Here is a 24130-nt window from a genome sequence, read left to right as displayed (position 1 = left end):
CTGTTATGCATCTGACCCTCGCTCAAATGGCCATCACGGCGCTGCTGATCGCGCTGCTGCCGGCATCCATCGTCTGGACCTCGTCGGACGCCAACAAATACCGCAAGCTGGTCTGGGTCAGCGTGTTCCTGACCTTCGACCTGATCGTGTTCGGCGCGTTTACCCGCCTGACCGATTCCGGCCTCGGCTGCCCGGACTGGCCGGGCTGCTACGGCGCCGCCAATCCTTTCCTGGCGCATGAGCAGATCGTCGCCGCCGAAAGCCTGATGCCGACCGGTCCGGTCACGGTGTTCAAGGCGTGGATCGAGATGATCCACCGCTACCTGGCCATGACCATCGGCATCCTGATCGTGGCCATGATGGCGCAGTCCTGGTATCAATGGATCAGGACCAGGCGCGTCGAGTACGCGCCGTGGCTGCCGACCTTTTTGTTCTTCTTCGTTTGCCTGCAGGGCGCGTTCGGCGCCTGGACCGTGACCCTCAAGCTGCAGCCGGTGATCGTCACCACCCATCTGTTGCTGGGCCTGGGCTTGCTGGCGATCCTGGCCTGGTATGGCGGCCGTCAGAACCAGCTGATCGCGCCGGTGCGTTCGGTGGTCAGCGCCTCGCCGCCGGCCATGCGCAATATCCGCATCCTGGCGCTGGTGTCGGGCCTGCTGCTGCTGGTGCAGCTGGCACTGGGCGGCTGGACCAGCACCAACTACGCCACGCTGGCCTGCACCGACTTTCCGCTGTGCGGCGGCAAGCTGATCCCGGACATGGATTTCGAGCACGGCTTCACGCTGTGGCGCGAGCTGGGCAAGACGGCCGCGGGCCATTACTTGCCGTTCTCGGCGCTGACCGCCATCCATTGGACCCACCGCAATGTCGGCCTGATCGTGGCGCTGGCGGCCGGCTATACCGCCTGGCGCGCCTGGGATCACCAGGCGCTGCACAAAACGGCGCGCAACATTGTCATGACGTTATGCGTGCAGATCGCCACCGGCATCGCCACCATCTTCCTCAGCTTCCCGCTGACGATCGCGGTATTGCACAACGCCGGGGCAGCGCTGCTCGTCCTGCTGCTGACCGTGTTAAACTACAAGGCTAAGTACCAGCACGACCTTGCAAAAAAGGCAGCGTCGAGCGCCTCGCATCCCCCCGCGTCGACGGTACGGCACTGACACAAGTTTCGCTGATGACTACCCAGACCATGACTTCCAAATCGTCCAGCCGCGTTGCGCAGTACTGGGCGTTGACCAAACCGCGCGTGACCCAGCTGGCGGTATTTTGTGCCGTGATCGGCATGTTCCTGGCCACACCGGACGGCTTGCCGGACTGGCGGCTGGTGCTGTACTCGACCGTCGGCATCTGGCTGCTGACCGGCGCGGCGTTTGCCGTCAACTGCCTGGCCGAGCGCGAGATCGACGCGCGCATGGCGCGCACCGCGCGCCGGCCGATGGCGCTGGGCGACATCAGCGTGTGGGAAACCGTGGTGTTCGCGCTGGTGATCGGCGGCGCCGGCATGTGGGTGCTGTACACGCTGGTCAATCCGCTGACCATGTGGCTGACCTTTATCACCTTCCTTGGTTACGCCATCATCTACACCATGATCCTCAAGCCGTCGACGCCGCAGAACATCGTGATCGGCGGGCTGTCGGGCGCGATGCCGCCGGCGCTGGGCTGGGCCGCCGTCGCCAACGACGTGCCGATGGAAGCCTGGCTGCTGGTGCTGATCATCTTCGTCTGGACGCCGCCTCACTTCTGGGCGCTGGCGCTGTACCGCCGCGACGATTACGCCAAGTCCGGCCTGCCGATGCTGCCGGTCACGCACGGCATGCAGTTCACCCAGTTCCACGTCTGGCTGTATTCGATCGCGCTGGCGGCCACCACGCTGATGCCGTACGCGGTGCGCATGAGCGGGCTGATCTACCTGGTCAGCGCCATCATCCTGAACGTGGTGTTCCTGCATCACGCGTGGAAAATCTACCGCCACTACACCGACCTGATCGCGCGCAAGGCGTTCGCCTGGTCGATCATGTACCTGGGCCTGCTGTTCGTGGCCCTGCTGGTGGATCACTACTTCAAAATTTGAGCCTTCTCGGCTTCCTCCGGCGATAGGTATTTCGCCAGGATGCGCTTGATGCTGCCGTCGATCTGCATGGATTGCGCGGCGGCGGTCCAGGCGGCGCGCTGCGCCTCGGTGAAGTTCGCGCGCGACAGTGCCAGGCAGCGTAGCGGCGGCTTATCTTCGGGAAACCAGTCGGCGATGCGTACCTTATCGGTCAGGCCCAGGTCGGCCAGTTCCTTCTCGTACTGCAGCGGGATGGCGAACATGGCCGCAAAGCGGCGCGAGCCCAGCATGCGGAATGCCGTGGTCGGACTGGCGCCCTGTTCCAGCCGATGGCCGGCTTCCATGCGCGCGAGCCACTGGTCGCGCTGGCCGCCGTAATTGACGCCGCGCACGCGGCCGAAGCGCAGCGTCGGATCGGCCGCGAACCCTTGCGGGGTGCTTTGGGCTAGCGGCACGTCGCGCAGCATGACGGTGGCGAAGCGTTGCTGCATGTAGGGGATGAAGTAGGCATACGCGTCGCGCTCGTGATAGGGCAGGGCTGCCGTCACCACATCGACCTGACCGGCCTGCAGCATTGCGTAGGCGCGGGCGCGCGGTGGCGCCATGGCCTCGATGCGGCAGCCGATGCGACGTGCCAGTTCATCGACAATGTCGCGATCGACGCCCTTGTCGCCGTCGAAATACAAGGAGCCCGTTTCGTAAAAAGCCACTTTGACCGGCCGTGCCGGGCAGGGGACCGCCGCAAGCGCCGCACCATGCGCGGCAAAAATGAGGGAAAGGAATAGAGCGCGGGACACCAACTGCCTCCTTTGATGCGTCAAAGATGATAGTGTTGCTGCTGGCTTATTATAATGTTCGCCGCTCACAACCAACACTAGACAAAGATATGAAACAACTGATTACCTCCTGCGCCATCGGCCTGACCCTGACCCTGGCGCTGGCCGGCTGCGAACGCGCCAAGGTGCCGCAGACCGCCGCCGCGCCAGCCATCGCGCTGCAAAAGATCGACACCGTGGTCGGCAGCGGCAAGGAAGCGGTGGCCGGCTCCATGGCCGTGGTCAACTACACCGGCTGGCTGTACCAGCCGACGGCGCCGCAGCAGCACGGTGCGCAATTCGACACGTCGGTGGGCCGCGAGCCGTTCAGCTTCCCGGTGGGCGGCGGCCAGGTCATCCCCGGCTGGGATGAAGGCGTGCAAGGCATGAAAGTCGGCGGCAAGCGCACCCTGATCGTCCCGGCCAGCAAAGGCTACGGCGAAAGCGGCGCCGGCCCGATCCCGCCCAACGCCAACCTGATCTTCGACGTCGAACTGCTGGACGTCCGCTAACCAATCCGGGGTCAGTTCTGCCAATCGCACACGAGCCCATGTACCAATGGCAGAACTGACCCCGGATTTCCTTGTATCGGAAAACAAAATGAAAAAACTGTTCGCCTTTGCTGTGATCGCCATGACCCTGCTGGCCGGATGCGGCGACAAGGCTACCAAGCTGGATTTCAAAAGCACCGATCTGACCGGCGCTGCGTTCGGCCGTGATTTCGCGCTGACCGATCACAACGGCCAGCCGCGCACCATGGCCGATTTCAAGGGCAAGGTGGTGATCATGTTCTTCGGCTATACCCAGTGCCCGGATGTCTGCCCGACCACCATGGCCGAGATGTCGGAGGTGATGAAGCAGCTCGGCCCGCAGGCCGATCAGGTGCAGGTGTTGTTCGTGACCATCGATCCCGAACGCGATACGCAGAAACTGCTGGCGGAGTATGTGCCAGCCTTCGACAAGCGCTTCCTCGGTCTGTACGGGACGGCCGAGCAGACCGCTGCGGTCGGCAAGGAATTCAAGGTGCTGTACAACAAGGTGCCGGGCAAGGAGCCGGGCAGCTATTCGATGGACCATACCGCCGCCAGCTATGTGTTCGACAAGCAGGGCAAGCTGCGTTTGTTGCTGCGTCCGGGCCAGCCCACCGCCAGCACCGTGCATGACCTCAAGCTGCTGCTGTCCTGATATGCGGCAGCGCTTTCAACCCTTTACGCGCCTGGCCGCCGTCATCCTGCTGGTGATCGGTTGCCTGGTGGTGTTGCGGCCGTTCCTGGCCGCCATCCTGTTTGCCGCGGCGATCACGATTTCGAGCTGGCCGCTGTATCTGCGTCTGCTGGCGCGGCTCAAGCAGCGCCGCAATATCGCCGCGCTGCTGATGAGCGTGGGCCTGACCTTGCTGATCATCGTGCCGCTGACGCTGGTGACCTGGAATATCGCCGATAATGCGTCCGATTTCTATGACCAGATCAAGGCCGGCATCGGCAGCGGTACGCTGGACCCGCCGGCGTGGCTGCGCGATATTCCGCTGGCCGGCGAGCCCATTTACAGCTATCTGGCCAAGCTGCTGCACAGCCGCGAGGAATTGCTGGCCGCCGCGCGTAATCTGCTGGAACCGGCACGGCGCTTACTGCTCGGCGGCGGCATGGTGCTGGGCAGCGGCGTGGCCCAGGTCAGCCTGGCGGTGTTCGTCAGCTTCTTCCTGTACCGCGACGGCCAGACCATCCTGCAGGCGCTGGCCACGGCCATGAACAAGCTGATCGGCGAACAGAGCGTCAGCGTGGCGGACACCGTCAGCCGCACCGTGCGCGGCGTGATGTACGGTTTGCTGGGCACCGCGCTGGCGCAGGCGGTGGTGGCGGCGATCGGCTTCCTGATTGCCGGCGTGCCGGCGGTGACGCTGCTGTCGGTGGCGACGTTCTTGTTCTCGCTGATCCCGGTCGGCCCACCCATCATCTGGATCGGCGCCACCATCTGGCTGTTTAACCACGGCGATACCGGCTGGGCCATTTTCATGTTCATCTGGGGCATGTTCGTGATCAGCGGCGTCGACAATGTGGTCAAGCCGATGCTGATTTCGCGCGGCTCCAGTCTGCCGTTCATCCTGGTGCTGCTGGGCGTGATGGGCGGGGTGCTGGCGTTCGGCTTTGTCGGCCTGTTCATCGGCCCGACGCTGCTGGCGGTCGGCCTGGGCCTGATGCGCAACTGGACCGGCTACGGCATCTAGAAGCTCGGCAGCCGCCCCGCCAGCGCGGCATCGCGGTGGCGCCGATTAATCCTGGTCGGCGTTATCCTCAGTGTCATCCTTGGGGATGACCTTGACCAGCAGGATACGCGGGCCATTCATTTTCTTGGCGACGATGTCGAAATTGCGGAAGCTGACGCGTTGCCCCTGTTTGGGAATATCGCCCAGCTTCAGCATCAGCAGGCCGCCCACCGATTCCACCTCTTCCATGCCCAGTTCTTCATTCTCGATATCGATGCCCAGCGTGCGTTCGAGCGAGAAGATCGGCAGGCTGGCCTTGCCGATCAGGGTGCCGTCGGCCTGCTTCAGCCAGTCGTTCTCGTTGAGGCGGAATTCGTCGTGGATTTCGCCGACCATGGCGCCCAGCAGATTGTCCAGTGTGATGAAGCCGACCGGACGCTTGCCCTTTTCGCCGATCAGCGCGAAGTGCGGCGCACCTTCACGGAAGCGGCGGAACTGTTCCAGCGCCGGCGTGCGGGCGGAAATCGTCTCGACCGGGCGCAGGAAGGCGCTCAGGTCGGTCACCTGTTTGCCCGCCTGCATGGCGAAGAACAAGTCCTTCAGGTGCACCACGCCCAGCACCGTTTCGCCATCCTTGTCGTAATACGGGTAGCGGCTGAAACGGTTGCGCAGCATGGCGTCCAGGTTGTCCTTGAGCGGACGGCTGGCGCTCAGGCTGATCACCTCGTTAATCGGACGCATCAGGTCGGACACCGACAGATCGCTGAAATCCAGCGAATGGGCCAGGATATTGCGCTCGTCCTGATTGAATTTCTCGCCCGGCTGGCTGGTGCGCAGAATCAGCTTCAGTTCTTCCACCGAATAATGGCTGTCGTGACCACCCTTGCCGGACAGGCCGGCCAGCCTGAGCACCATGTTGGCGCTGGCGTTCAAGACCCAGATGAAGGGATACATGGTCCAGTAAAAAGCGTACAGCGGCAGCGCCGACCACAGGCCGATCACTTCCGGCATGCGGATCGCCAGCGACTTGGGCGCCAGCTCGCCCACCACGATGTGCAGGAAGGAAATCACGCCGAACGCAAACACGAAGGCGATGCCATGGATCAGGTCGGGCGACGTGATGCCGATAAACGCCAGCAGCGGCTCCAGCAAACCGGCAAACGCCGGCTCGCCGACCCAGCCCAGGCCCAGCGAAGCCAGCGTGATGCCCAGCTGGCAGGCCGACAGATAGGCATCGAGCTCGCCGTGCACCTTGCTCAGTATGCGGCCCTGCATTCCTCTTGTCTTGGCGATGGCGCGGACGCGCGTTTTTCGCAGGGTGACGATGCCGAATTCGGCAGCGACGAAGAAACCGTTCAAAGCGACCAGAAACAGGGCGAGAACGACAAGCAGGAGGTTTTGCATAGGGGCCGAGCGGCAGTTTTCCGTAGTTCAAACCTGCATCTTAAACGAAAATCCCTTCAGGCGAACAGGCCGCTGTGCACGGCGTTGAGGATGGCTTCGATGGCCGGGTGGGTGATTTTGCGGGCGTTGGAGATGGCGTAGAAGTGCTCGCGCAGTTCCGGGGCGTCGCCCACCAGGACGGCGCCGAACTGGTCCTCGATGTCCTGCGCCAGCGCGGATGGGGCGAAGAACAGGCCCAGGCCGTTACGGCCGAAGGTGTTGAGCATGGCGTTGTCTTCGAATTCGCCGACGATCTCCGGGCGCACGCCGCGTTCGACCAGCCAGGCGTCGATGCGGCCGCGCAGGGCATTGTTGCGGGTGGGCAGCAGCAAGGGCGCCTTGTCCAGGCTGGCCGGGAAGTTGCGCTTGTACTTGCGCGCCAGCCGCGGGATGCCGAACAGTTTCATGTCGCTCTCGCCCAGCAGGTGGCTGAAGACTTTCAGGCTGCCGCCGGCGCGCACGGTGCGGTCGGTCAGCACCACGTCCAGTTTGCCCAGCGCCAGGTCGGCCAGCAGGTTTTCGAATTCATCTTCCATGCACACCAGGCGCACCTGCGTGTCCATGCTCTGCGTCGCCTGCAGCAGGCGGTAGGCGATCAACTTGGGCAGCGAGTCGGAGATGCCGACGCTCAGGCGCATCTTGCCGGTCTCCGCTTCTTCCAATGCGTCCTGCAGCTGGTCGCCCAGGGCGAAGATCTGGTCGCAATAGCTGAGGGCCAGCTTGCCCGCTTCGGTCGGGACCAGGCGCCTTCCCTGCGGTTCAAGCAGCTGCTTGCCGATCGATTGTTCCAGCGATGCCAGTTGCATGCTGATGGTCTGCACCGCCAGTCCCAGTCGCTCGGCGGCACGGGTGACGCCGCCTTCCTTTGCCACGGTCCAGAAGAAGTGGAGGTGCCGGAAATTCAGTCCGCTGTTTTTCATGGTTCGATTTTTCCGAAGTAAAGCTTCAATTAACTTCTATTTTTCAAAGTATAAATTTTCTCTACACTTCCTTCCATCGATTTTTAAACACGAGGGGAAACGATGAAGCACTTCAGAATTTCATTCCTCGTCAGTTTCGTCTGTCTGGCCGTCGCTGGCTGGTGGGGCTACGAGCTGGCGGGTTGGGGCGGCGCACTGTCGGCCTTCGGCGTGGCGCTGATTCTGGCGGCGATGGAGGTCTCGCTTTCCTTCGATAACGCGGTGGTCAACGCCTCGGTGCTGAAGACCTGGAGCGATTACTGGCAGAAGCTGTTCCTCGGGGTCGGCATCATCGTCGCGGTGTTCGGCATGCGCTTGCTGTTCCCGCTGGTGATCGTCGCGGTGGCCGCGGATATCAGCATCGCCGATGTGTGGACGCTGGCACTGAACGATCCGCAGACCTACTCGCAGCACCTGACCGCGCACCACGCTGAAGTGGCGGCATTCGGCGGCATGTTCCTGCTGCTGGTGTTCCTCAACTTCCTGCTCGACCACGAGAAGGAAACGCACTGGCTGGGTAACTTCGAGAAGAAACTCGGCTCGCTGGGCAAGATTTCATCGGTGTCGGTGATGATCGCCATCGGTGTGCTGCTGGGCAGTATGGGCCTGGTGGGCGAGGGACAGAAACTGGCGGTGCTGTTGTCGGGCTTGTGGGGCATCCTGATTTACATCGGCGTCGATTCGATCAGCAGCTTCCTGGAGAAGGAAGAAGAGGGCGGCGGCAATGTCGGCGACATGGTGAAGAAGGGCGGTATCGGCGGTTTCCTGTACCTGGAAGTGCTGGATGCATCGTTCAGTTTCGATGGCGTGATCGGCGCGTTCGCCATCACCACCGATGTCGTGATCATCATGCTGGGCCTGGCGATCGGCGCGATGTTCGTCCGCTCGATGACGATTTACCTGGTGAAGCAGGGCACGCTGGACAAGTTCCTGTATCTCGAGCACGGCGCCCACTACGCGATCGGCATTCTGGCCGCGATCATGTTGGCGAGCATGAAGTACCACGTGCCCGAAATCTTCACCGGCCTGGTCGGCGTGGCGTTCATCGCGGCTTCGGTGTGGTCCTCGGTGCGCCACCGCAGGCAGGAACAGGCCGCGGCGCTGCCTGCGGCGTAAAGAATCCGGCGGGCCGTTTTATACGGACAACGGCCTGCCGCCTGTAGTACCAAGTTGTACCAACGTCCGGTTTTCATTTAAGGAGTATCACAAATGGCAATCAGTCTGCAAAAAGGCGGTAACGTCAATCTGAGCAAGGAAGCTCCCGGCCTGTCGAAAATCGTGGTCGGCCTGGGCTGGGATGTGCGCGCCACCGACGGCGCGGCCTTCGACCTGGATGGCTCGGCCTTCCTGCTGAAGGCGGATGGCAAGGTGCGCAACGATGGCGACTTCATCTTCTACAACAACCTGAAATCGGCCGACCAGTCGGTGGCCCACTCGGGCGACAACCGCACCGGCGCCGGCGACGGCGACGACGAAACGGTGACCATCGACCTGACCCGCGTGCCGGCCGATATCGAACGCATCGCCATCTGCGTGACCATCCACGAAGGCGATGCCCGCCGCCAGAACTTCGGCCAGGTCCAGAAAGCGTTCATCCGCACCGTCAACGCCGCCAGCAATGCGGAAATCGCCCGCTACGACTTGTCGGAAGACGGCTCGACCGAGTCGGCCATGATCTTCGGCGAGGTGTATCGCAATGGCGGCGACTGGAAGTTCAAGGCCGTGGGCCAGGGCTTCAAGGGCGGCCTGGGTCCGCTGGCCGGCTCGTTCGGCGTCGGCGTTTAATTCAACGGGAAAGGACTCGTATCATGCCTGTATTTTCGATCACCGGTGACGTCGATCCCTTCCTGCATGTCTCGATGCGGCAGGGTGAAAAAATCTACTGCGAATCGGACGCGATGGTGATGATGGAAGCGGCGCTCGATCTGAAGGGCAGGATCACCGGCGGCATCGGCGCGGCCATCATGCGCCGCTTCGCCAACGGCGAGTCCTTCTTCCAGCAGCACATCGAGGCGGTGCGCGGCGACGGCGATTGCCTGCTGGCGCCGACGCTGCCGGGCGCCATCCAGGTGCTGGACGTCGGCCAGCAGCAGTACATGCTGAGTGATGGCGCCTTCGTCGCCGCCACCTCGTCGGTGGAACTGAAGGTGCGCACGCAGAGCCTGGGCAACGCGCTGTTTGCCGGCAGCGGCGGTTTCTTCATCACCGAGACCAGCGGCGTCGGCCAGGTGGTGGTGTCGGGCTTCGGTTCGATCTCCATGCTGGACGTGGAGCCGGGGCGCGACATCATCATCGACAACTCGCACGTGGTGGCCTGGGACAGCGCGCTGCGCTACGAAATCTCGGTCACCACCGGCGGCAACAGCGGCTTCCTCAGCAACCTGGTGAACAGCCAGACCAGCGGCGAAGGCATGGTGCTGCGCTTCTCGGGCAAGGGCAAGGTGTTGATCTGCTCGCGCAACAGCGCCTCGTTCCAGGCATGGCTGCTGCGCCAGTCCGCACAGTAACAGACAAGGAGTACGACATGACAGTCAATTTGAGCAAGGGCCAGAAAATCTCTCTGGAAAAGGAAGCCGGCGGCGCGCTGGGTCGCGTCACCATGGGCCTGGGCTGGGACGCCATCAAGACCAAGGGCTTCCTCGGTTTCGGTTCCAAGACCGAGGCGGTGGACCTGGATGCCTCGTGCATCCTGTTCGATGAAGGCCAGCGTCCGGTGGACGTGATCTTCTTTCGCCAGCTGCGCAGCAAGGACGGCAGCATCGTCCACACCGGCGACAACCGCACCGGCGCCGGCGATGGCGACGATGAGCAGATCAACGTCGACCTGAACGCGGTGCCGTCCCACATCAAGAGCCTGGTGTTCACGGTGAACAGCTTCACCGGCCAGACCTTCGCGCAGGTGGAAAACGCCTACTGCCGCCTGGTGGACGCGACCAGCAACCGGGAAGTGGCGCGTTTCAACCTGTCGGTGCAGGGGCCGCACTCCGCGCAGATCATGGCCAAGGTCTACCGCCACAACGGCGAATGGAAGATGCACGCGATCGGCGAAAACGGCAACGGCCGCACCTTCGACGACCTGCTGCCGCAAATCGCCGCGCATCTGTAATCACGCTTTACCTCTGTTGTAGCTTTGGCGGAGTACTGTACCGGCAGTACTCCGTTTTTTTTCCGGGGTCAGGTCTTCCATTGCGTCACGGTCTCGGCTGTAGCGCATGCTACAGCCGAGACCGTGACGCAATGGAAGACCTGACCCCGGAGTTTAGAACGCGTGGCGGATGCCGAGGCTGAGCATGGTGGTGCGGGCGTCGATGTTCTGGCCGGCGCCGGAGAACAGCGGTACTTCCTGGGTGCCCAGCGGGATCAGAATGGAGCCGGGACCGCCCGCCAGCGGCAGTGGCGTGGCGCTGCTGACCACGGTGTTGCCGCGCTTGTCCTTGATGCCGCCCCAGCGCGAGTACAGCGCCGTACGCTTGGAGAAGTTGTAGTCCAGCCCCAGCATCACGCCACGGTCGGTGCCGCGCGTGTAGTTGGTGAAGCGCGTGTCGAGGAAGATGGCGCTCACGTCGAACAGGCCGACCGGATGCTTGATGGTGGCGGTCCAGGTGCGCACTTCAGGATCGGTGTTGCCGCGCAGATTGAACTTGGCGTTGTGCCCGGCCAGCGCCACGGTGGTGCCCAGATTCGGGATGGTGTATTTGACCGCGCCGACGTACGAGGTGAAGCGCTCGCCATAGAACAGCGGCACCAGCGTGGTGCCCGAGACGACGCCGATGGGCACGTTGTCGAAGTTGTTGCGATGGTAGGCCGCCAGCGCGGTCAGATCGTCGCTGCGATAGGCGAACAGGGCGCCTGCGGTTTTGCCGCGGCCGCTGGCGGTTTCGGCGCCGGCGCTCAGGCCGCCAAGGATCTGCCCGGTCGCATTGGTCGCCACCGGTGTCGAGCTGGTAGCCACCGAGCGCGCGGCGCTGATGCCGGGGCCGACGCCGGAGTTGGTGGAATAGGAGAGGATGCCCAGCCATGGCCCCTGCTTGATGGCGTAGCTGACCTGGTTGTCCTGCCAGGTCTGCAGCGTGTTGACCACCAGCCCGGCCCCAAAGAAGTCGGTGCTGCCCAGCGCTTCCGGCGTGACCAGGTAGTAGCCGATCAGCATGGGGCTGGCCTGGCGGCCGATCTTGACTTCGCCGCCCGGCGTGGTCAGGCCGACGTAGGCCTGGCGTCCGAACAGGCGGCTGTCGTTGGCGAGCCCGCCGTTGTCGATGGTGATGCCGCTTTCCAGCACGAACAGGCCGCGATAGCCACCACCCAGGTCTTCCACTCCCTTGAAGCCGATGTTGCTCTGCCGCGTGTGCGACGGGCTGACGCGCGCGGTCACGCTGGCCGGCGCGGCGATGTTGTTGGGCACCGGCGTGGCGCCGCTGACGCCGAACACGGTGCCCTGCACGTTGCCCTGACCTTTGTCGACACGGTCCAGCCCGACATCGAGCGTGCCATAGATGGTGACGGAGGTTTGCGCCAGCGCCGGGACGGCGCTCAGGACGAGCGTGACCAGGCACGCCGCGGATGCAGCATTTCTTTTCATGTAGGTCTCCCAGATTGTTGTGTTTGTCATTGGACTCTATAGCAATCATTTTAAAAAAGCACGTGTGTTCAAATTCGCGTGGCAAGAAAAATACATTTTAAAATCAGGATGTTAAATATTGTTTTGCAAGTTGCGGCTAGAATGTCAGGCTGAACTTATGCGGCAGAGGCGGCTTATGCGGGGCGATACGCAATCGCCGGTCGACAGCAGGTGGATCGCCTTGCTGGTGGCAGGTGCTTTCTTCATGGAGAATCTGGACGGCACGGTGATCACCACCGCCGTGCCCGATATCGCCCATTCGTTTGGCGTGGCGCCGCTGGCGCTCAATATCGGCGTCAGCGCCTATCTGCTGACGCTGGGCGTGTTGATTCCGAGCAGCGGCTGGGTGGCGCAGCGCTTCGGCGCGCGGCGCGTGTTCGCCGCGGCGCTGGCGATTTTCACGCTGGCGTCGGTGCTGTGCGGGCTGGCCGACAGCCTGGCCGAATTCGTCTGGTTGCGCGTGCTGCAGGGCGCGGGCGGGGCGATGATGGTGCCGGTGGGACGGCTGGTGGTGCTGAACAACACGCCCAAGGAAAGGCTGATCAATGTGATCGCCACGCTGACCTGGCCGGCGCTGGTGGCGCCGGTGCTGGGACCGCCGGTCGGCGGCTTCATCACCAGTTACGCGTCATGGCGCTGGATCTTCTTCCTGAATCTGCCGCTGGGCCTGGTCGCGCTGGCGCTGGCGTGGTGGCTGATTCCGGACAAGCGCGCGGCGGAAAAACGGCCGTTCGACTGGCCCGGCTTTCTGCTCAGCGGCAGCGCCTTGCTGCTGCTGACCTGGGGCGCGGAAATCGTCGGCGGACAAAATCCGGACTGGACCGAGGCCGCCGTGTGCATGGGCCTCGGTGTGGTCTTGCTGGCGGCGCTGGGCTGGCATCTGCGCCGCGCCGCGCATCCGCTGATCGACCTGTCCTCGTTCGCGATACCGACGTTTTCGATCACCATCATCGGCGGCTCGCTGTTCCGCATGGCCATCGGCGCCGTGCCTTTCCTGCTGCCGCTGATGTTCCAGCTGGGTTTCGGACTCAACGCTTTCCATTCGGGCATGCTGGTGATCGCGGTGTTTGCCGGCAACCTGATGATGAAGCCGGCCACCACGCCCATCCTGCGCCGTTTCGGTTTCAAGCCGGTGATCCTGGCGAACGGCGTGGCCAATGTGCTGTCGCTGGCCGCCTGCGCCTTGCTGACGCCGGCCACGCCGGTATGGCTGATCGCCGCCGTGCTGTTCGTTGGCGGCCTGACGCGCTCGATGCAGTTCAGCGCGCTCAACACCATCGCCTTTGCCGACGTGCCGCAGCCGCGCATAGCGGCGGCCAACACCTTGTTCAGCACGGCGTTCCAGGTGGCGCTGGGGCTGGGCATCGCGCTCGGCGCCACCGGCGTGCGACTCGGGCATTGGGCGGCGCGGCAGCTCGGCATCGGCGACCTGCCGGCGATTTCCTATCGCCTGGCATTCCTGGTGGTGGCGCTGGTCAGCCTGCTCGGTTTGCTCGATGCATGGAAGCTGGCGCCACAGGCTGGCGAGCGGGTTGCAAGGGGGGCCGGCGGTTAAGGCTATAATCTTGCCATGGAAAAACTCAAAGACTTCTCGCAGATCGTGACCCAGGCCGCGCGTGGCGAGCTGGTCTTTCCCACCAGCGTCAATGCGGCGCTGCGTCTGCAACTGGCGCTGGCCGACCCCGATTGCGAGATGGAAGACGTGATCCGCAAGGTGCTGGGCGAGCCGGTGCTGGCCGCCCGCACGGTGGCGCTGGCCAATGCGGCCGTGTTCAACCGCAGCGGCACGCCGGTCACCAGCGTGCGCGCGGCGGTGCAGCGGGTTGGCTTCCGCAATCTGTACACGATGGCGGCGGCGATGGTGGTGCGCCAGTTCGGCGCCCGCATCGAATGCCCTCGGCTGCGTGCCCAGGCCGAGCAGCTGTGGCGTCACACCGCGCACGTGGCGGCCCTGGCCCATGTGATCGGCCGCAAGCTGACCTCCACCGACCCGGATACCGCGTTGTTCGCCGGCATCGTGCACGAGGCCGGCGGTTTCTATCTGCTGTCGCAGGCCGACGACATCCCGGGCCTGCTCGACGATCCGGCCGGGTGGATGGGCGCGGCGCAGGAAATCATCTCGCGCGAAATGATGAGGAAGCTCAACATTCCCGAGCCGGTCAGCCAGGCCATCGTCTCGCTGCGCGGCGCCACGCTGACGCCGCCGCCGCTGGGCCTGCGCGACACGCTGCTGATCGCCAAGGCGCTGGCGCCGGTGCGCTCGCCGCTGGCCGGCGAGGACAGTCCCAGCCTCAAGCACTTCATCGACGACAATGCGCTGCTGGAGCAGATCCTGCTGGAATCGGCCGAGGATGCCGCTTCGATGAGCGCGGCCTTGCTGGTCTGACTAGTCATTGCTACTAATTGTGTGGCGAAAATGATGTTGAAGATGTAATCCGTGGCCAAAATCTGGCAATATGCGCATCGCGTACACCTTTGCGTGTATCCTATAGTCGTCATACAACAGCAGAACAGCCATGAATCAGCTCGCAACACCAGTTTCCGCCGCAGTCGCGCCGCCCAAGAAGAAGCACCGCAACCTCGCCCAGGGCGTGGTGGAAAGCTTCACCAGCAGCATCCAGGCCGGCACGCTGAAACCCGGTGAGAAACTGCCGACCGAGTCGGTGATCATGGAGATGCACGGGGTCAGCCGCACCGTGGTGCGCGAGGCGATTTCGCATTTGCAGGCCGCCGGGCTGGTGCAGACCCGCCATGGCATCGGCACCTTCGTGCTGGAGCCGCAGCCGGCGAATATTTTCTCGTCCGACACCATCCGCACCATCGGCGACGTGCTGTCCATCCTCGAGCTGCGCATCAGCCTGGAGACGGAGGCGGCCTGGCTGGCCGCGTCGCGCCGCAGCGATGAGCAGGCGCAGCAGATGGGCGCCGCGCTGCAGCGCATCCAGACCGCCACCGACCGCGCCGTCGCCGTCGAGTCGGACAAGGCGTTCCACCTGCTGATCGCGCAATCGACCGGCAACCGGTATTTTGTCGATATCCTGAGCGACCTGGGCAACACCATCATCCCGCGCGCGCGCGTCGACACGGCCAAGCTGGCGCACGATGATCCGGTCGCCTACCAGGAGCGCGTCAACCGCGAGCACGACGACATTTACCACGCCATCCTGCGCAAGGATGCCGAGGCCGCCCGCGCCGCGATGCGTACCCACCTCAGCAACAGCCGCGAGCGCCTGCGCCGCGCGCAGGAAGAGGCTGCCGCATAAACAACGTCGGAAGCGGCGATGCACTAAATCGCTTGCTTCCGTCCGCATCTAGTTGTACGATGTCATACAACGTGATGCAAACAAGGGCGTCACCCCACCTTTCAACCAAACCAGACGTCGATATTGGAGACTGTAATGCAACCGAATGACCTGAAAAAAATCCTTTCCTCCGGCCTGCTGTCGTTCCCGGTCACTGACTTCGACGCCGAAGGCAATTTCCGCAAGTCGACCTATATCGAACGTCTGGAATGGCTGGCCCCGTACGGCGCCAGCGCCCTGTTCGCTGCCGGCGGCACCGGCGAGTTCTTCTCGCTGACCCCGCAGGAATACCCTGAAATCATCAAGACCGCAGTGGATACCTGCCGCGGCCAGGTGCCGATCCTGGCCGGCGTCGGCGGTCCGACCCGCGTTGCCGCCGCCTACGCCAGGGAAGCTGAAAAAGCTGGCGCGCAAGGCCTGCTGCTGCTGCCGCACTACCTGACCGAAGCGTCGCAGGATGGCCTGATCGAACACGTGGCGGAAGTCTGCAAGGCCACCAACCTGGGCGTGGTGGTGTACAACCGCGCCAACTGCCGCCTGAGCCCGACCTCGCTGGCGATCCTGGCCGACCGTTGCCCGAACCTGATCGGCTTCAAGGACGGCATCGGCGACATCGAACTGATGGTCTCGATCTGGCGCAAGCTGGGCGACCGCTTCAGCTACCTGGGCGGCCTGCCGACCGCGGAAGTCTACGCTGCCGCGTACAAGGCGCTGGGCACCCCGGTGTACTCGTCGGCCGTGTTCAACTTCATGCCGAAACTGGCGATGGACTTCTACCACGCCGTCGCGTCGGACAACCACGCCGAACAGAACCGCATGATCGACGAATTCTTCCTGCCTTACCTGGAGATCCGCAACCGCAAGGCCGGCTACGCCGTGTCGATCGTCAAGGCCGGCGCCAAGCTGGCGGGCCACGATGCCGGTCCGGTGCGCGCACCGCTGACCGACCTGAGCGCCGAAGAAATGGACATGCTGCACAAGCTGATGCTCAAGCAAGGCGCGCAGTAATCGGCTAAGCTATCGGGTAATACAAATCAAAGCGCGGCTACGACCGCGCTTTTCACACATTAAGGAGTCAACATGCAAGTAGTGGGCGAAATGATTATTGGCCGCAATGCGGTGGTGGGCAAGGAGGGCAGCGTCAAGGCCATCGACCCATCGCGCAACGTGGAAATCGAACCGGCGTTCGGCCTGGCCGGCGCTGCCGACCTGCAACGCGCGGCCGAGCTGGCCAACGCGGCCTTCGACGTGTACCGCGAAACCAGCCTGGAAGTGCGCGCCAAATTCCTGGAAACCATCGCTGACCGTATCATGGATCTGGGTTCGACCCTGATCGAGCGCGCCATGCAGGAAACCGGCCTGCCGCAAGCGCGCCTCGAAGGCGAACGCGGCCGTACTTGCAACCAGCTGCGCCTGTTCGCGAAAGTCGTGCGCGACGGCCGTTTCCAGACCGCGACCCTGGACAGCGCGCTGCCGGACCGCGTGCCGGCACCGCGTCCTGACCTGCGCCTGCGCAAGATCGGTCTGGGTCCGGTGGCCGTGTTCGGCGCCTCCAACTTCCCGCTGGCGTTCTCGGTGGCCGGCGGCGATACCGCCTCGGCACTGGCGGCCGGCTGCCCGGTCATCGTGAAGGCCCACTCGGCCCACCTGGGCACCTCGGAACTGGTCGGCAAGGCCGTGGCCAAGGCCGCCGCCGAGTGCAATATGCCGGAAGGCGTGTTCTCGATGCTGATCGGCTCGGGCCAGACCATCGGCCAGAACCTGGTCTCGCACCCGGCCATCAAGGCGGTGGGCTTCACCGGTTCGCGCGCCGGCGGCATCTCGCTGATGCAAACCGCGGCCGCCCGTAAGGAGCCTATCCCCGTGTACGCGGAAATGAGCTCGATCAATCCGGTGTTCCTGCTGCCGGGCGCGCTGGACAATCCGAAACTGCCGCAAGCGTTCGCCGATTCGCTGACCCTGGGCGCCGGCCAGTTCTGCACCAATCCCGGCCTGCTGATCGGCCTGAAGTCGGACAAGCTGCAAGCCTTTGTCGACGCCACCGCCGGCACCATCGGCGCCAAGGGCGCGGCCACCATGCTGACCCCGGGCATCCACAAAGCCTACGTCAAGGGCGTGAGCAGCCTGGCCGGCGTGGAAGGCGTACAGCAGGTTGCGGTCGGCCAGACCACCGACATGCCATGCGCCGCGCAGGCATTCCTGTACCAGGTCGACGCCAAGCGCTTCCTGAACGACCCGGCGCTGGAAGGCGAAATCTTTGGCCCGACCTCGCTGCTGGTGGTCTGCGAAGATGAAGCGGAAATGCTGGCTGTGGCCGAACACATCGAAGGCCAGCTGACCGGCGCCGTGCACGCCACCGCCGACGACAAGGCGCTGGCCACCAAGCTGCTGCCTGTCCTGGAGCGCAAGGTTGGCCGTATCCTGTTCAACGGCTTCGGCACCGGCGTGGAAGTCTCGCACGCCATGGTGCACGGCGGTCCGTTCCCATCGACCTCGGACAGCCGTTCGACTTCGGTGGGCGCCTCGGCCATCGACCGCTTCCTGCGTCCGGTGTCGTATCAGGACGTGCCGGCCTACCTGCTGCCGGAAGCCCTGGCTGACAACAATCCGCAGAAAATCCCACGCGTCGTCAACGGCGACCTGGTGGTATGGAACGCGTAAGCGGCGTTTCCTGCACGGTCGGTGAAAGCCCGACCTGGAGCGCGGCCGACAACGCCTGGTACTGGGTCGATATCCCGGCCAAACGTGTCTGGCGCCTGGATGCGTCGAGTGGCGTGAGCCGCTATTGGGACAACGCCGAAATGGTCGCCTGCGTGGCGGCCAAGGCCGGCGGCGGCCTGATCGCGGGCATGGAAACCGGCATCTTCAGCCTGGAGCTGGGCGCGGAGCGGGGCGCGAAAGCGCTCAAGCTGGCGACGCCGGCTTCCGGCCTGGGCGAAGGCATGCGCTTCAACGACGGTCGTTGCGATCGCCAGGGCCGCTTCTGGGCCGGCACCATGTTCATGGACATGGGCGCCGCCAGGGCGGTGGGCCAGTTGTACCGCTACGATGCGGCGCGCGGCATTTCGGCGCCGTTCGTGTCGGAACTGCTGACGCAGAACGGCACGGCATTTTCGCCGGACGGCCGCACCATGTACCTGTCGGATTCGCATCCGCAGCGGCGCATGGTGTGGGCGTTCGACTACGACATCGCCGACGGCGTGCCGAGCAATCGCCGCGTATTCGCCGACCTGACGGCCGAGGTGGGCCGTCCCGACGGCGCCGCGGTCGATGCGGAAGGCTGCTACTGGGTGTGCGGTAACGATGGCGGTTACATCTTCCGCTTCACGCCGGATGGCAAGCTCGATCGCAAGCTGGTCGTGCCGATGCTCAAGCCATCCATGTGCGCCTTTGGCGGCAAGGATCTGGACACGCTGATGGTCACCTCCATCGTCTCCGGCAAGCCGGAAGACGCGGAGTGGGGCGGCGCGGTGGCGCTGCTGCGGCCCGGCGTGAAGGGCGTGGCTGAAACGCCGTTTGGTGCATGATGAGGGGGCAGATGCTGGTGCGGTATCTGCCCTTTGTGTTTGCGGCGACGCTGGCCGCGTGCACAACGACGACGCCGGTCGCCTGGTCGCCAGACCTGGGCAATGGCGAATACCAGAATCCCGTGCTGCACGCGGACTATTCGGATCCGGATGCGATCCAGGTCGGCGGCAAGTACTATCTGGTATCGTCGAGTTTCAACAACGCGCCGGGACTGCCGCTGCTGCAGTCGCCGGACATGGTCAACTGGACGCTGGTCGGCCACGCCTTGCCGCAGCAGGTGCCGGCCGACGTCTTCGCCAAACCGCAGCACGGCAAGGGCGTGTGGGCACCATGCCTGCGCTACCACGACGGCAAGTTCTGGATTTTCTATCCCGATCCCGATTACGGCATCTACGTGATGACGGCCAGGGACTTTGCCGGTCCGTGGTCCGAACCCCATCTGCTGGCCGCCGGCAAGGGCTTGATCGATCCGACGCCGCTGTGGGACGACGATGGCCAGGCGTATCTGCTGCATGCCTGGGCCAAGAGCCGCGCCGGTTTTGCCAACGTGCTGACCCTGCGCCGGATGGCACCGGACGCCAGCCGCCTGCTCGACGATGCGGGCAAGGTGATCATCGACGGTAACAAGCTGCCCAAGTACACCACGCTGGAAGGGCCGAAGTTTTACAAGCGCGACGGCTACTACTACGTGTTCGCGCCGGCTGGCGGGGTGGAGACGGGATGGCAGTCGGTGTTCCGCTCGCGCAGCATTGATGGGCCGTACGAGGACCGCATCGTGCTGGCGCAGGGCCGCTCGGCGGTGAATGGCCCGCATCAGGGCGCATGGGTGCGGACGCCGCAGGGCGAGGACTGGTTTTTGCACTTCCAGGACAAGCGTGCCTATGGCCGCGTGGTGCATCTGCAGCCGGTGGTGTGGCGCGACGGCTGGCCGCTGATCGGTGAAGATATCGGCGGTGCGGCCGGCCAGCCGGTGGCGCGTTATCGCAAGCCTGTGGCTGGCGGTGCGCCGGCGGTGCCGGCCACCAGCGATGAATTCGATGACCCGTCGCTCGGCCTGCAATGGCAGTGGAACGCCAACTGGCAGCCGTCGTGGTACGCGCTGGGCGAAGGGCGTCTGCGGCTGTTCGCGCAGACGCGCGCCACCAACCTGTGGGACGTGCCATCGCTGCTGCTGCAAAAGCTGCCGGCCGAGACCTTCACTGTGACCACCAAGGTCGATGCCTCCGGCCAGACGGATGGCGGCGTCGCGGGACTGCTGATGTATGGCTTCGACTATGCCTGGCTCGGCACGCGCCGCAGCGACGGCAAAACCCAACTGGCGCTGGTCAGCTGCTACAAGGCGGAGACCAACTGCCATGAGCAGCAGGAGGCCGGCGTCGAACTGCCGTCGCCGCAGGTGTGGCTGCGCATGCGCGTGGTGGCCGGTGGCGTGACCAACTTCTCGTACAGCCTGGATGGCGAGAAGTACACGCCCATCGGCGCCCAATTCACCGCACGCATGGGCCGCTGGGTAGGCGCCCAGATGGGCCTGTTCAGCGCCGGCAGCGGCGGCCACGTCGATGTCGATTACTTCCGCGTCACACCCTGACGCATTTGTTCATCAAACGAACGCACCAAATCCGCGCAGTATAATTTTCACTTACTGCGCGGAGGCGTGCCATGAGAAGTATGACTGTGGAAATGTCCCAGGAGATAGGTCAAAAGGCGAGGTCATGCGTCGTGCCTTTTACTTGCTGAAAGCCGGCTATGATCAGGTTCAACGAGGCGATGGATCGTCGTTGGGTATCGTCCAGCGCATGCCGGATGACACGCTGAAAGCGCTCGGTGTCGTCAGGGAATCTGATGAACGTTCAGGTTGCTATCACTGCGGCGTCCAGCCGAGCACCCAGGCCGGATTGCTGTAGTTGCGGATGGTCTCGGCATCCTTTTCCATGGTCAGCTGGCGCGACACCGGGTTGCGCTTGCTGACATCGACAGGCGTGCCGTCCGGGTTGCGGCTGTTGAATTCCCAGAAGTGGATATTGGACGCATCGCCATCGACCTGGCCCCAGCCCGCCGGGCTGATGCCGCTCAGGATGGCGTTGATCAGTACCGCTTCCGCGTACGGATAATTCTTGCCCTTGTTGGAGGGCAGGCGCGCCAGCTCGGTCGGTCCGCCGTTGCCGATGGTCGTAAAGCGGCAGTCCTTGAACACATTGCCGTGGTTGGTTGCCGGGTTACGTATCCACATGTACGCGAACTGCGACTCGATCTCGCAGCGCTCGAAGAAGGAGGGGCCGCGTCCCAGCACGGTATCGCCATGGCCTACCACTTTGACGTCCGGCAGATAGGTGCTGCCGTTGACCTGCAAGGCGTCGCCCGAACCGATCACGGTGGTGTTGGCGACGATGTTCTCCGAGCCGGTGATCAGCAGGCCCTCGGCCTGCCCCTGGAGCGTGGTCTCCAGCGTCAGATCGCGCAGGTGCACGCCTTTGACGTTGTCGGCCGCGAACGCCGCCCGGCGCGAAGGGAAGGTGCCCGGTAATTCATTGGTGCTGATGTTGGCCGGATGTGGATTGAAGACTTCATTGTTGGCGTAATGGACGCGCACTTTTTCGCGCTGCTCGCCCTGCACCGTGATGTTGGACTTGTTGCGGAAATAGACGATCTCCTCGTAATCACCGTTGCGCACGAAGATGGTCACGCGCTTCGCCGGATGATCGGGCACATAATCGAGCGCACCCTGGACGGTACTGAAATCGCCGGTGCCGTCGGCGCTGACCGTCACGCGCTGCGCATCGGCCGCGGGACCATGCGCCTTGGTGCCGAACTCCCATCCCTTGATGGCGGTGCCGAACACCGCATCGTCGATCTGCACCCGGTAACGCTTGCCGTATTCGAGCACGTTGTTGTGCGGGTAGATGGTGGCCGTCTTGTCGTGCACGATCACCGGATGGAAGTGGAAGCCATCGGTAAAGCCGCCGATGATGGTCAGCTGGTATTTGCTGCCGTCGCCCGGCTCGGCGCCGGCGGAAGGCGTGCCGGCTTTGGTATTGGCGTTGGTCGCGCGCGGACCGTCGGCATAAACGTAGGGCGTGGCCAGATACGGCGCTGCCGGCAGCCTGGTGCGCTCGGTGGGACCGGCCGGTATGCTCAGGTCCAGCGTGTCCACCAGCTTGCCGCTGACGGCATCGTAGATACGAATCAGGCCGGACTTGCCCAGCGCCGGCGCCTGATCGAAGCGCAGCACCAGGTGCGTATCCGGGTTGACCTGCTGTGCGCCATTGGCCGGCAGCGGGGTGATCGCCGCACCGGCTGGCACGGCAGCGGTTGCAAACAACAGAGTGCAGAGCAGGCGCGGTTTCATCATGCGTCTCCTCAGGCGGACAGCGTGGTGTTATGGACCTTGCCGCCGATGGTCACGTTCTTCAGCGTCAGTCCTTTGACGTTGTAGAGGAACCATGGCGCCGCCGCATTCACCGGCACGCCGAAGTCGCAGTCGCTGATGCTCACGTTCGTGACAGGGAACACCGGCGGCATCGGCTGTGGTCCGTTGTAATCCGATGCCACCGGACCGAGTATCACGATCGCCTGATAGCACGAGGCCTGCTTGCCGTCCTTGGTCGCCACATTGCCGGCCTTGACGTTCGAGATCTGCACGTTGTCGACGATGGGCGGACGGGTACGCACGGTGTCGCTGAGCGGCGTGTAGTCGCAATCGAAGGTGACGATGGCGCCGGCGGCCGTGGCCACGGTCTTCGACTGGATCGGCGACCCAGGCAACGATGCATAGAACGAAGGGCTGGTCTGCACGCCGTTCGGAATCGTGATGTCGCGCACATAGAAATTGCGCAGATAGCCGCCGCGGTTCATATTGGTCTTCAGACGAATCGCCGTGTTGAGCGGATTGGTTTTCCAGTTGGCGTTTTCGAACACCAGCTTTTGCGCATACACGTTCTGGATGCCGCCCGCCATCTCGCTGCCCAGCGTGACGGCGCCATGGCCGCTGTGCATGATGCAGTTCTGGATCACGATGTTCTGCGAAGGACCGTATTGCGTGTCCTGACCCTTGCCGGCCTTGATGGCGATGCAGTCGTCGCCGGTGTCGAAGGTGCAGCCTTCCACCAGCACGTGGTCGCAAGCCTCCGGATCGAAGCCGTCGCTGTTCGGACCGTGGCTGTGGGCGTAGACGTTGCGGATCACGATGTTGCGGCAGTGGACTGGATGGTGCTGCCAGAACGGCGTGTTCTGCACGCGGTAGCCCTGCAGCAGCACGTTGGTGCAGCCGATCAGCTGTATCATCGGCGCGCGCAGATAGTGGCCGACGCCGAAGATGCGCTTCGACAGCGGCACGCCGGCTTCCGACAGCGCCGGCAGATACTGCGCGTCGGCGCGCCATTTGCCGCCTTCGCCCTGGATCAGCAGGCGTTCGGCATCGGTCAGCGCCGGCGCCACGGCCGCCAGCGAGACCGGGTTGTTCGGGTTCTCGGTATTTTCCGACAGCTTGCCGGCCTTGAAGTTGGGCGTGGTGCCCTGGCCGATGGAGTTGATGGTTTTCTGCTTGCCCTTCCAGGTCCACCAGCTATCGCCGTCGGCGTTGAACGGCACGCCGCCCTGGCCATCGAGGATGGCGGTCCAGTCGTCGCCGGTCAGGGCGATGTTGTCCTGGCCGTAGGCGTAGACCATGGGCGAATAGTTCAGGCAGTCGTTACTCTGCCAGCGCGAGATGGTCAGCTTGCCGTTCTTGCCGCAATCGATGTCGCCGTACCTGGCGAAATCGGCGGGGTTCTGGCTGAAGTAGACATGCGCGCCTTTGCTCAGATGGACGTTCACGTTCGACAGCAGCACGATCGGACCGGCGCAGTACCAGTCGCCGGCCGGGATCAGCACGCGGCCGCCGCCTGCCTGATTGCAGGCCTGGATCGCGGCCTTGATGGCGGCGTAGCAGTCGGGCGAACCGGCTTCCGGCGTCGGAACGTCTTCCTGCTCCTCGTGCGAAATCCAGGCTTTCACCTTGGTCAGCTTGCAGGGCTTGGCGCCATAGGCGGTGATGTTGAAATCCTGCTTGCGGAAGTTGAGCGGCTTCGATACGTGGTCGACGATGGCCTGCGCCTGTGCCCATGGATCGGGCGCAGTGGTGGCGAGGGCGGGAAGGCCGAACGACAGGCCGGCCGCGGGCAGGGCTTTCATCAGGTTGCGGCGCTGGTTGTTGATGCTCATGGTGTGGTCC

At 63.9% G+C, this 24130-nt stretch carries 22 protein-coding genes; 16 read left to right on the top strand and 6 right to left on the bottom strand.

Translation table 11 applies throughout. From position 1 onward, the window contains the following. Nucleotides 1-5 precede the first annotated feature (5 nt). Nucleotides 6-1163, top strand: coding sequence for a COX15/CtaA family protein (locus E4L98_RS09620; RefSeq protein ID WP_229257331.1), 1158 nt, complete (start codon nucleotides 6-8; stop codon nucleotides 1161-1163). Nucleotides 1164-1177: 14 nt separating this feature from the next. Further along, complete coding sequence (cyoE, locus tag E4L98_RS09615; protein ID WP_135201335.1) at nucleotides 1178-2074, top strand: heme o synthase; 897 nt, start codon at nucleotides 1178-1180, stop codon at nucleotides 2072-2074. Here the strand turns inward: cyoE and E4L98_RS09610 are convergent. Continuing rightward, on the bottom strand, nucleotides 2059-2763 hold the full coding sequence (locus E4L98_RS09610; RefSeq protein WP_167761309.1) for a substrate-binding periplasmic protein: 705 nt from the start codon (nucleotides 2761-2763) through the stop codon (nucleotides 2059-2061). The two genes, cyoE and E4L98_RS09610, sit on opposite strands and share 16 nt — an antisense overlap. 176 nt (nucleotides 2764-2939) lie before the next feature. On the opposite strand from E4L98_RS09610, the gene E4L98_RS09605 reads away from it, so the two are divergent. From E4L98_RS09605 to E4L98_RS09595, 3 genes are all read left to right on the top strand, one after another. Continuing rightward, the gene (locus E4L98_RS09605) at nucleotides 2940-3380 is read left to right on the top strand and encodes an FKBP-type peptidyl-prolyl cis-trans isomerase (RefSeq protein ID WP_135201333.1); all 441 of its coding nucleotides are present in this window, start codon (nucleotides 2940-2942) and stop codon (nucleotides 3378-3380) included. Nucleotides 3381-3468: 88 nt separating this feature from the next. Then, nucleotides 3469-4053, top strand: a complete 585-nt coding sequence (locus E4L98_RS09600; RefSeq protein ID WP_135201332.1) for an SCO family protein — start codon at nucleotides 3469-3471, stop codon at nucleotides 4051-4053. A gap of 1 nt (nucleotide 4054) precedes the next feature. Beyond that, complete coding sequence (locus E4L98_RS09595) at nucleotides 4055-5092, top strand: AI-2E family transporter (protein WP_135201331.1); 1038 nt, start codon at nucleotides 4055-4057, stop codon at nucleotides 5090-5092. A gap of 45 nt (nucleotides 5093-5137) precedes the next feature. Here the strand turns inward: E4L98_RS09595 and E4L98_RS09590 are convergent, their stop codons facing one another. Both E4L98_RS09590 and nhaR read right to left on the bottom strand, forming a co-directional pair. After that, entirely contained in the window at nucleotides 5138-6475 is a 1338-nt protein-coding gene (locus E4L98_RS09590; protein WP_135201330.1) for a hemolysin family protein, read from the bottom strand. Nucleotides 6476-6531: 56 nt separating this feature from the next. Next, complete coding sequence (gene nhaR / locus E4L98_RS09585) at nucleotides 6532-7434, bottom strand: transcriptional activator NhaR (RefSeq protein ID WP_135201329.1); 903 nt, start codon at nucleotides 7432-7434, stop codon at nucleotides 6532-6534. 102 nt (nucleotides 7435-7536) lie between these two features. Here nhaR and E4L98_RS09580 point away from each other — a divergent pair, with 102 nt between their 5' ends. The 4 genes from E4L98_RS09580 (at nucleotide 7537) to E4L98_RS09565 (ending at nucleotide 10579) form a co-directional block, all read left to right on the top strand. Continuing rightward, the gene (locus tag E4L98_RS09580; RefSeq protein ID WP_135201328.1) at nucleotides 7537-8589 is read left to right on the top strand and encodes a DUF475 domain-containing protein; all 1053 of its coding nucleotides are present in this window, start codon (nucleotides 7537-7539) and stop codon (nucleotides 8587-8589) included. A 93-nt stretch (nucleotides 8590-8682) separates the two neighbouring features. Continuing rightward, nucleotides 8683-9258 carry a TerD family protein gene (locus E4L98_RS09575; protein WP_135201327.1) on the top strand — a complete coding sequence of 192 codons (576 nt, stop codon included), beginning with the start codon at nucleotides 8683-8685 and terminating at the stop codon, nucleotides 9256-9258. A gap of 23 nt (nucleotides 9259-9281) precedes the next feature. Then, on the top strand, nucleotides 9282-9980 hold the full coding sequence (locus E4L98_RS09570) for a TIGR00266 family protein (protein ID WP_135201326.1): 699 nt from the start codon (nucleotides 9282-9284) through the stop codon (nucleotides 9978-9980). Nucleotides 9981-9997: 17 nt separating this feature from the next. After that, nucleotides 9998-10579, top strand: a complete 582-nt coding sequence (locus E4L98_RS09565) for a TerD family protein (protein ID WP_135201325.1) — start codon at nucleotides 9998-10000, stop codon at nucleotides 10577-10579. 153 nt (nucleotides 10580-10732) lie between these two features. Here E4L98_RS09565 and E4L98_RS09560 read toward each other — a convergent pair whose 3' ends face one another. Further along, complete coding sequence (locus E4L98_RS09560; RefSeq protein ID WP_167761308.1) at nucleotides 10733-12052, bottom strand: porin; 1320 nt, start codon at nucleotides 12050-12052, stop codon at nucleotides 10733-10735. Nucleotides 12053-12227: 175 nt separating this feature from the next. On the opposite strand from E4L98_RS09560, the gene E4L98_RS09555 reads away from it, so the two are divergent. The 7 genes from E4L98_RS09555 (at nucleotide 12228) to E4L98_RS09525 (ending at nucleotide 20509) form a co-directional block, all read left to right on the top strand. Next, nucleotides 12228-13646, top strand: a complete 1419-nt coding sequence (locus E4L98_RS09555) for an MFS transporter (RefSeq protein WP_135201323.1) — start codon at nucleotides 12228-12230, stop codon at nucleotides 13644-13646. Nucleotides 13647-13661: 15 nt separating this feature from the next. Beyond that, the gene (locus tag E4L98_RS09550) at nucleotides 13662-14477 is read left to right on the top strand and encodes an HDOD domain-containing protein (RefSeq protein ID WP_135201322.1); all 816 of its coding nucleotides are present in this window, start codon (nucleotides 13662-13664) and stop codon (nucleotides 14475-14477) included. A gap of 130 nt (nucleotides 14478-14607) precedes the next feature. Next, complete coding sequence (locus E4L98_RS09545) at nucleotides 14608-15354, top strand: FadR/GntR family transcriptional regulator (protein ID WP_135201321.1); 747 nt, start codon at nucleotides 14608-14610, stop codon at nucleotides 15352-15354. A 135-nt stretch (nucleotides 15355-15489) separates the two neighbouring features. Next, nucleotides 15490-16401, top strand: coding sequence for a 5-dehydro-4-deoxyglucarate dehydratase (gene kdgD / locus E4L98_RS09540; protein ID WP_135201320.1), 912 nt, complete (start codon nucleotides 15490-15492; stop codon nucleotides 16399-16401). A gap of 72 nt (nucleotides 16402-16473) precedes the next feature. Continuing rightward, the gene (locus E4L98_RS09535; protein ID WP_135201319.1) at nucleotides 16474-18054 is read left to right on the top strand and encodes an aldehyde dehydrogenase (NADP(+)); all 1581 of its coding nucleotides are present in this window, start codon (nucleotides 16474-16476) and stop codon (nucleotides 18052-18054) included. Then, nucleotides 18042-18920 (top strand): SMP-30/gluconolactonase/LRE family protein, encoded by an 879-nt coding sequence (locus tag E4L98_RS09530; protein ID WP_135201318.1) that lies wholly within the window; start codon nucleotides 18042-18044, stop codon nucleotides 18918-18920. Before E4L98_RS09535 ends, E4L98_RS09530 begins: the two co-directional genes overlap by 13 nt. An 11-nt stretch (nucleotides 18921-18931) precedes the next feature. Continuing rightward, nucleotides 18932-20509: a glycoside hydrolase family 43 protein gene (locus E4L98_RS09525; RefSeq protein ID WP_135201317.1), complete on the top strand. Its 1578-nt coding sequence runs from the start codon at nucleotides 18932-18934 to the stop codon at nucleotides 20507-20509. Between the two features lie 273 nt (nucleotides 20510-20782). Here the strand turns inward: E4L98_RS09525 and E4L98_RS09520 are convergent, their stop codons facing one another. Both E4L98_RS09520 and E4L98_RS09515 read right to left on the bottom strand, forming a co-directional pair. Continuing rightward, nucleotides 20783-22270 carry a pectinesterase family protein gene (locus tag E4L98_RS09520; RefSeq protein ID WP_135201316.1) on the bottom strand — a complete coding sequence of 496 codons (1488 nt, stop codon included), beginning with the start codon at nucleotides 22268-22270 and terminating at the stop codon, nucleotides 20783-20785. Nucleotides 22271-22278: 8 nt separating this feature from the next. Further along, entirely contained in the window at nucleotides 22279-24120 is a 1842-nt protein-coding gene (locus E4L98_RS09515) for a glycoside hydrolase family 28 protein (protein WP_135201315.1), read from the bottom strand. Nucleotides 24121-24130: the final 10 nt, after the last annotated feature.

Origin of the sequence: Duganella callida, assembly GCF_004614165.1 — a bacterium.
GTDB classification, from domain to species: Bacteria; Pseudomonadota; Gammaproteobacteria; order Burkholderiales; family Burkholderiaceae_D; genus Rugamonas; species Rugamonas callida.
Note: the sequence above shows the minus strand (reverse complement) of the source record. Positions and strands in the feature narration are given on the sequence as shown.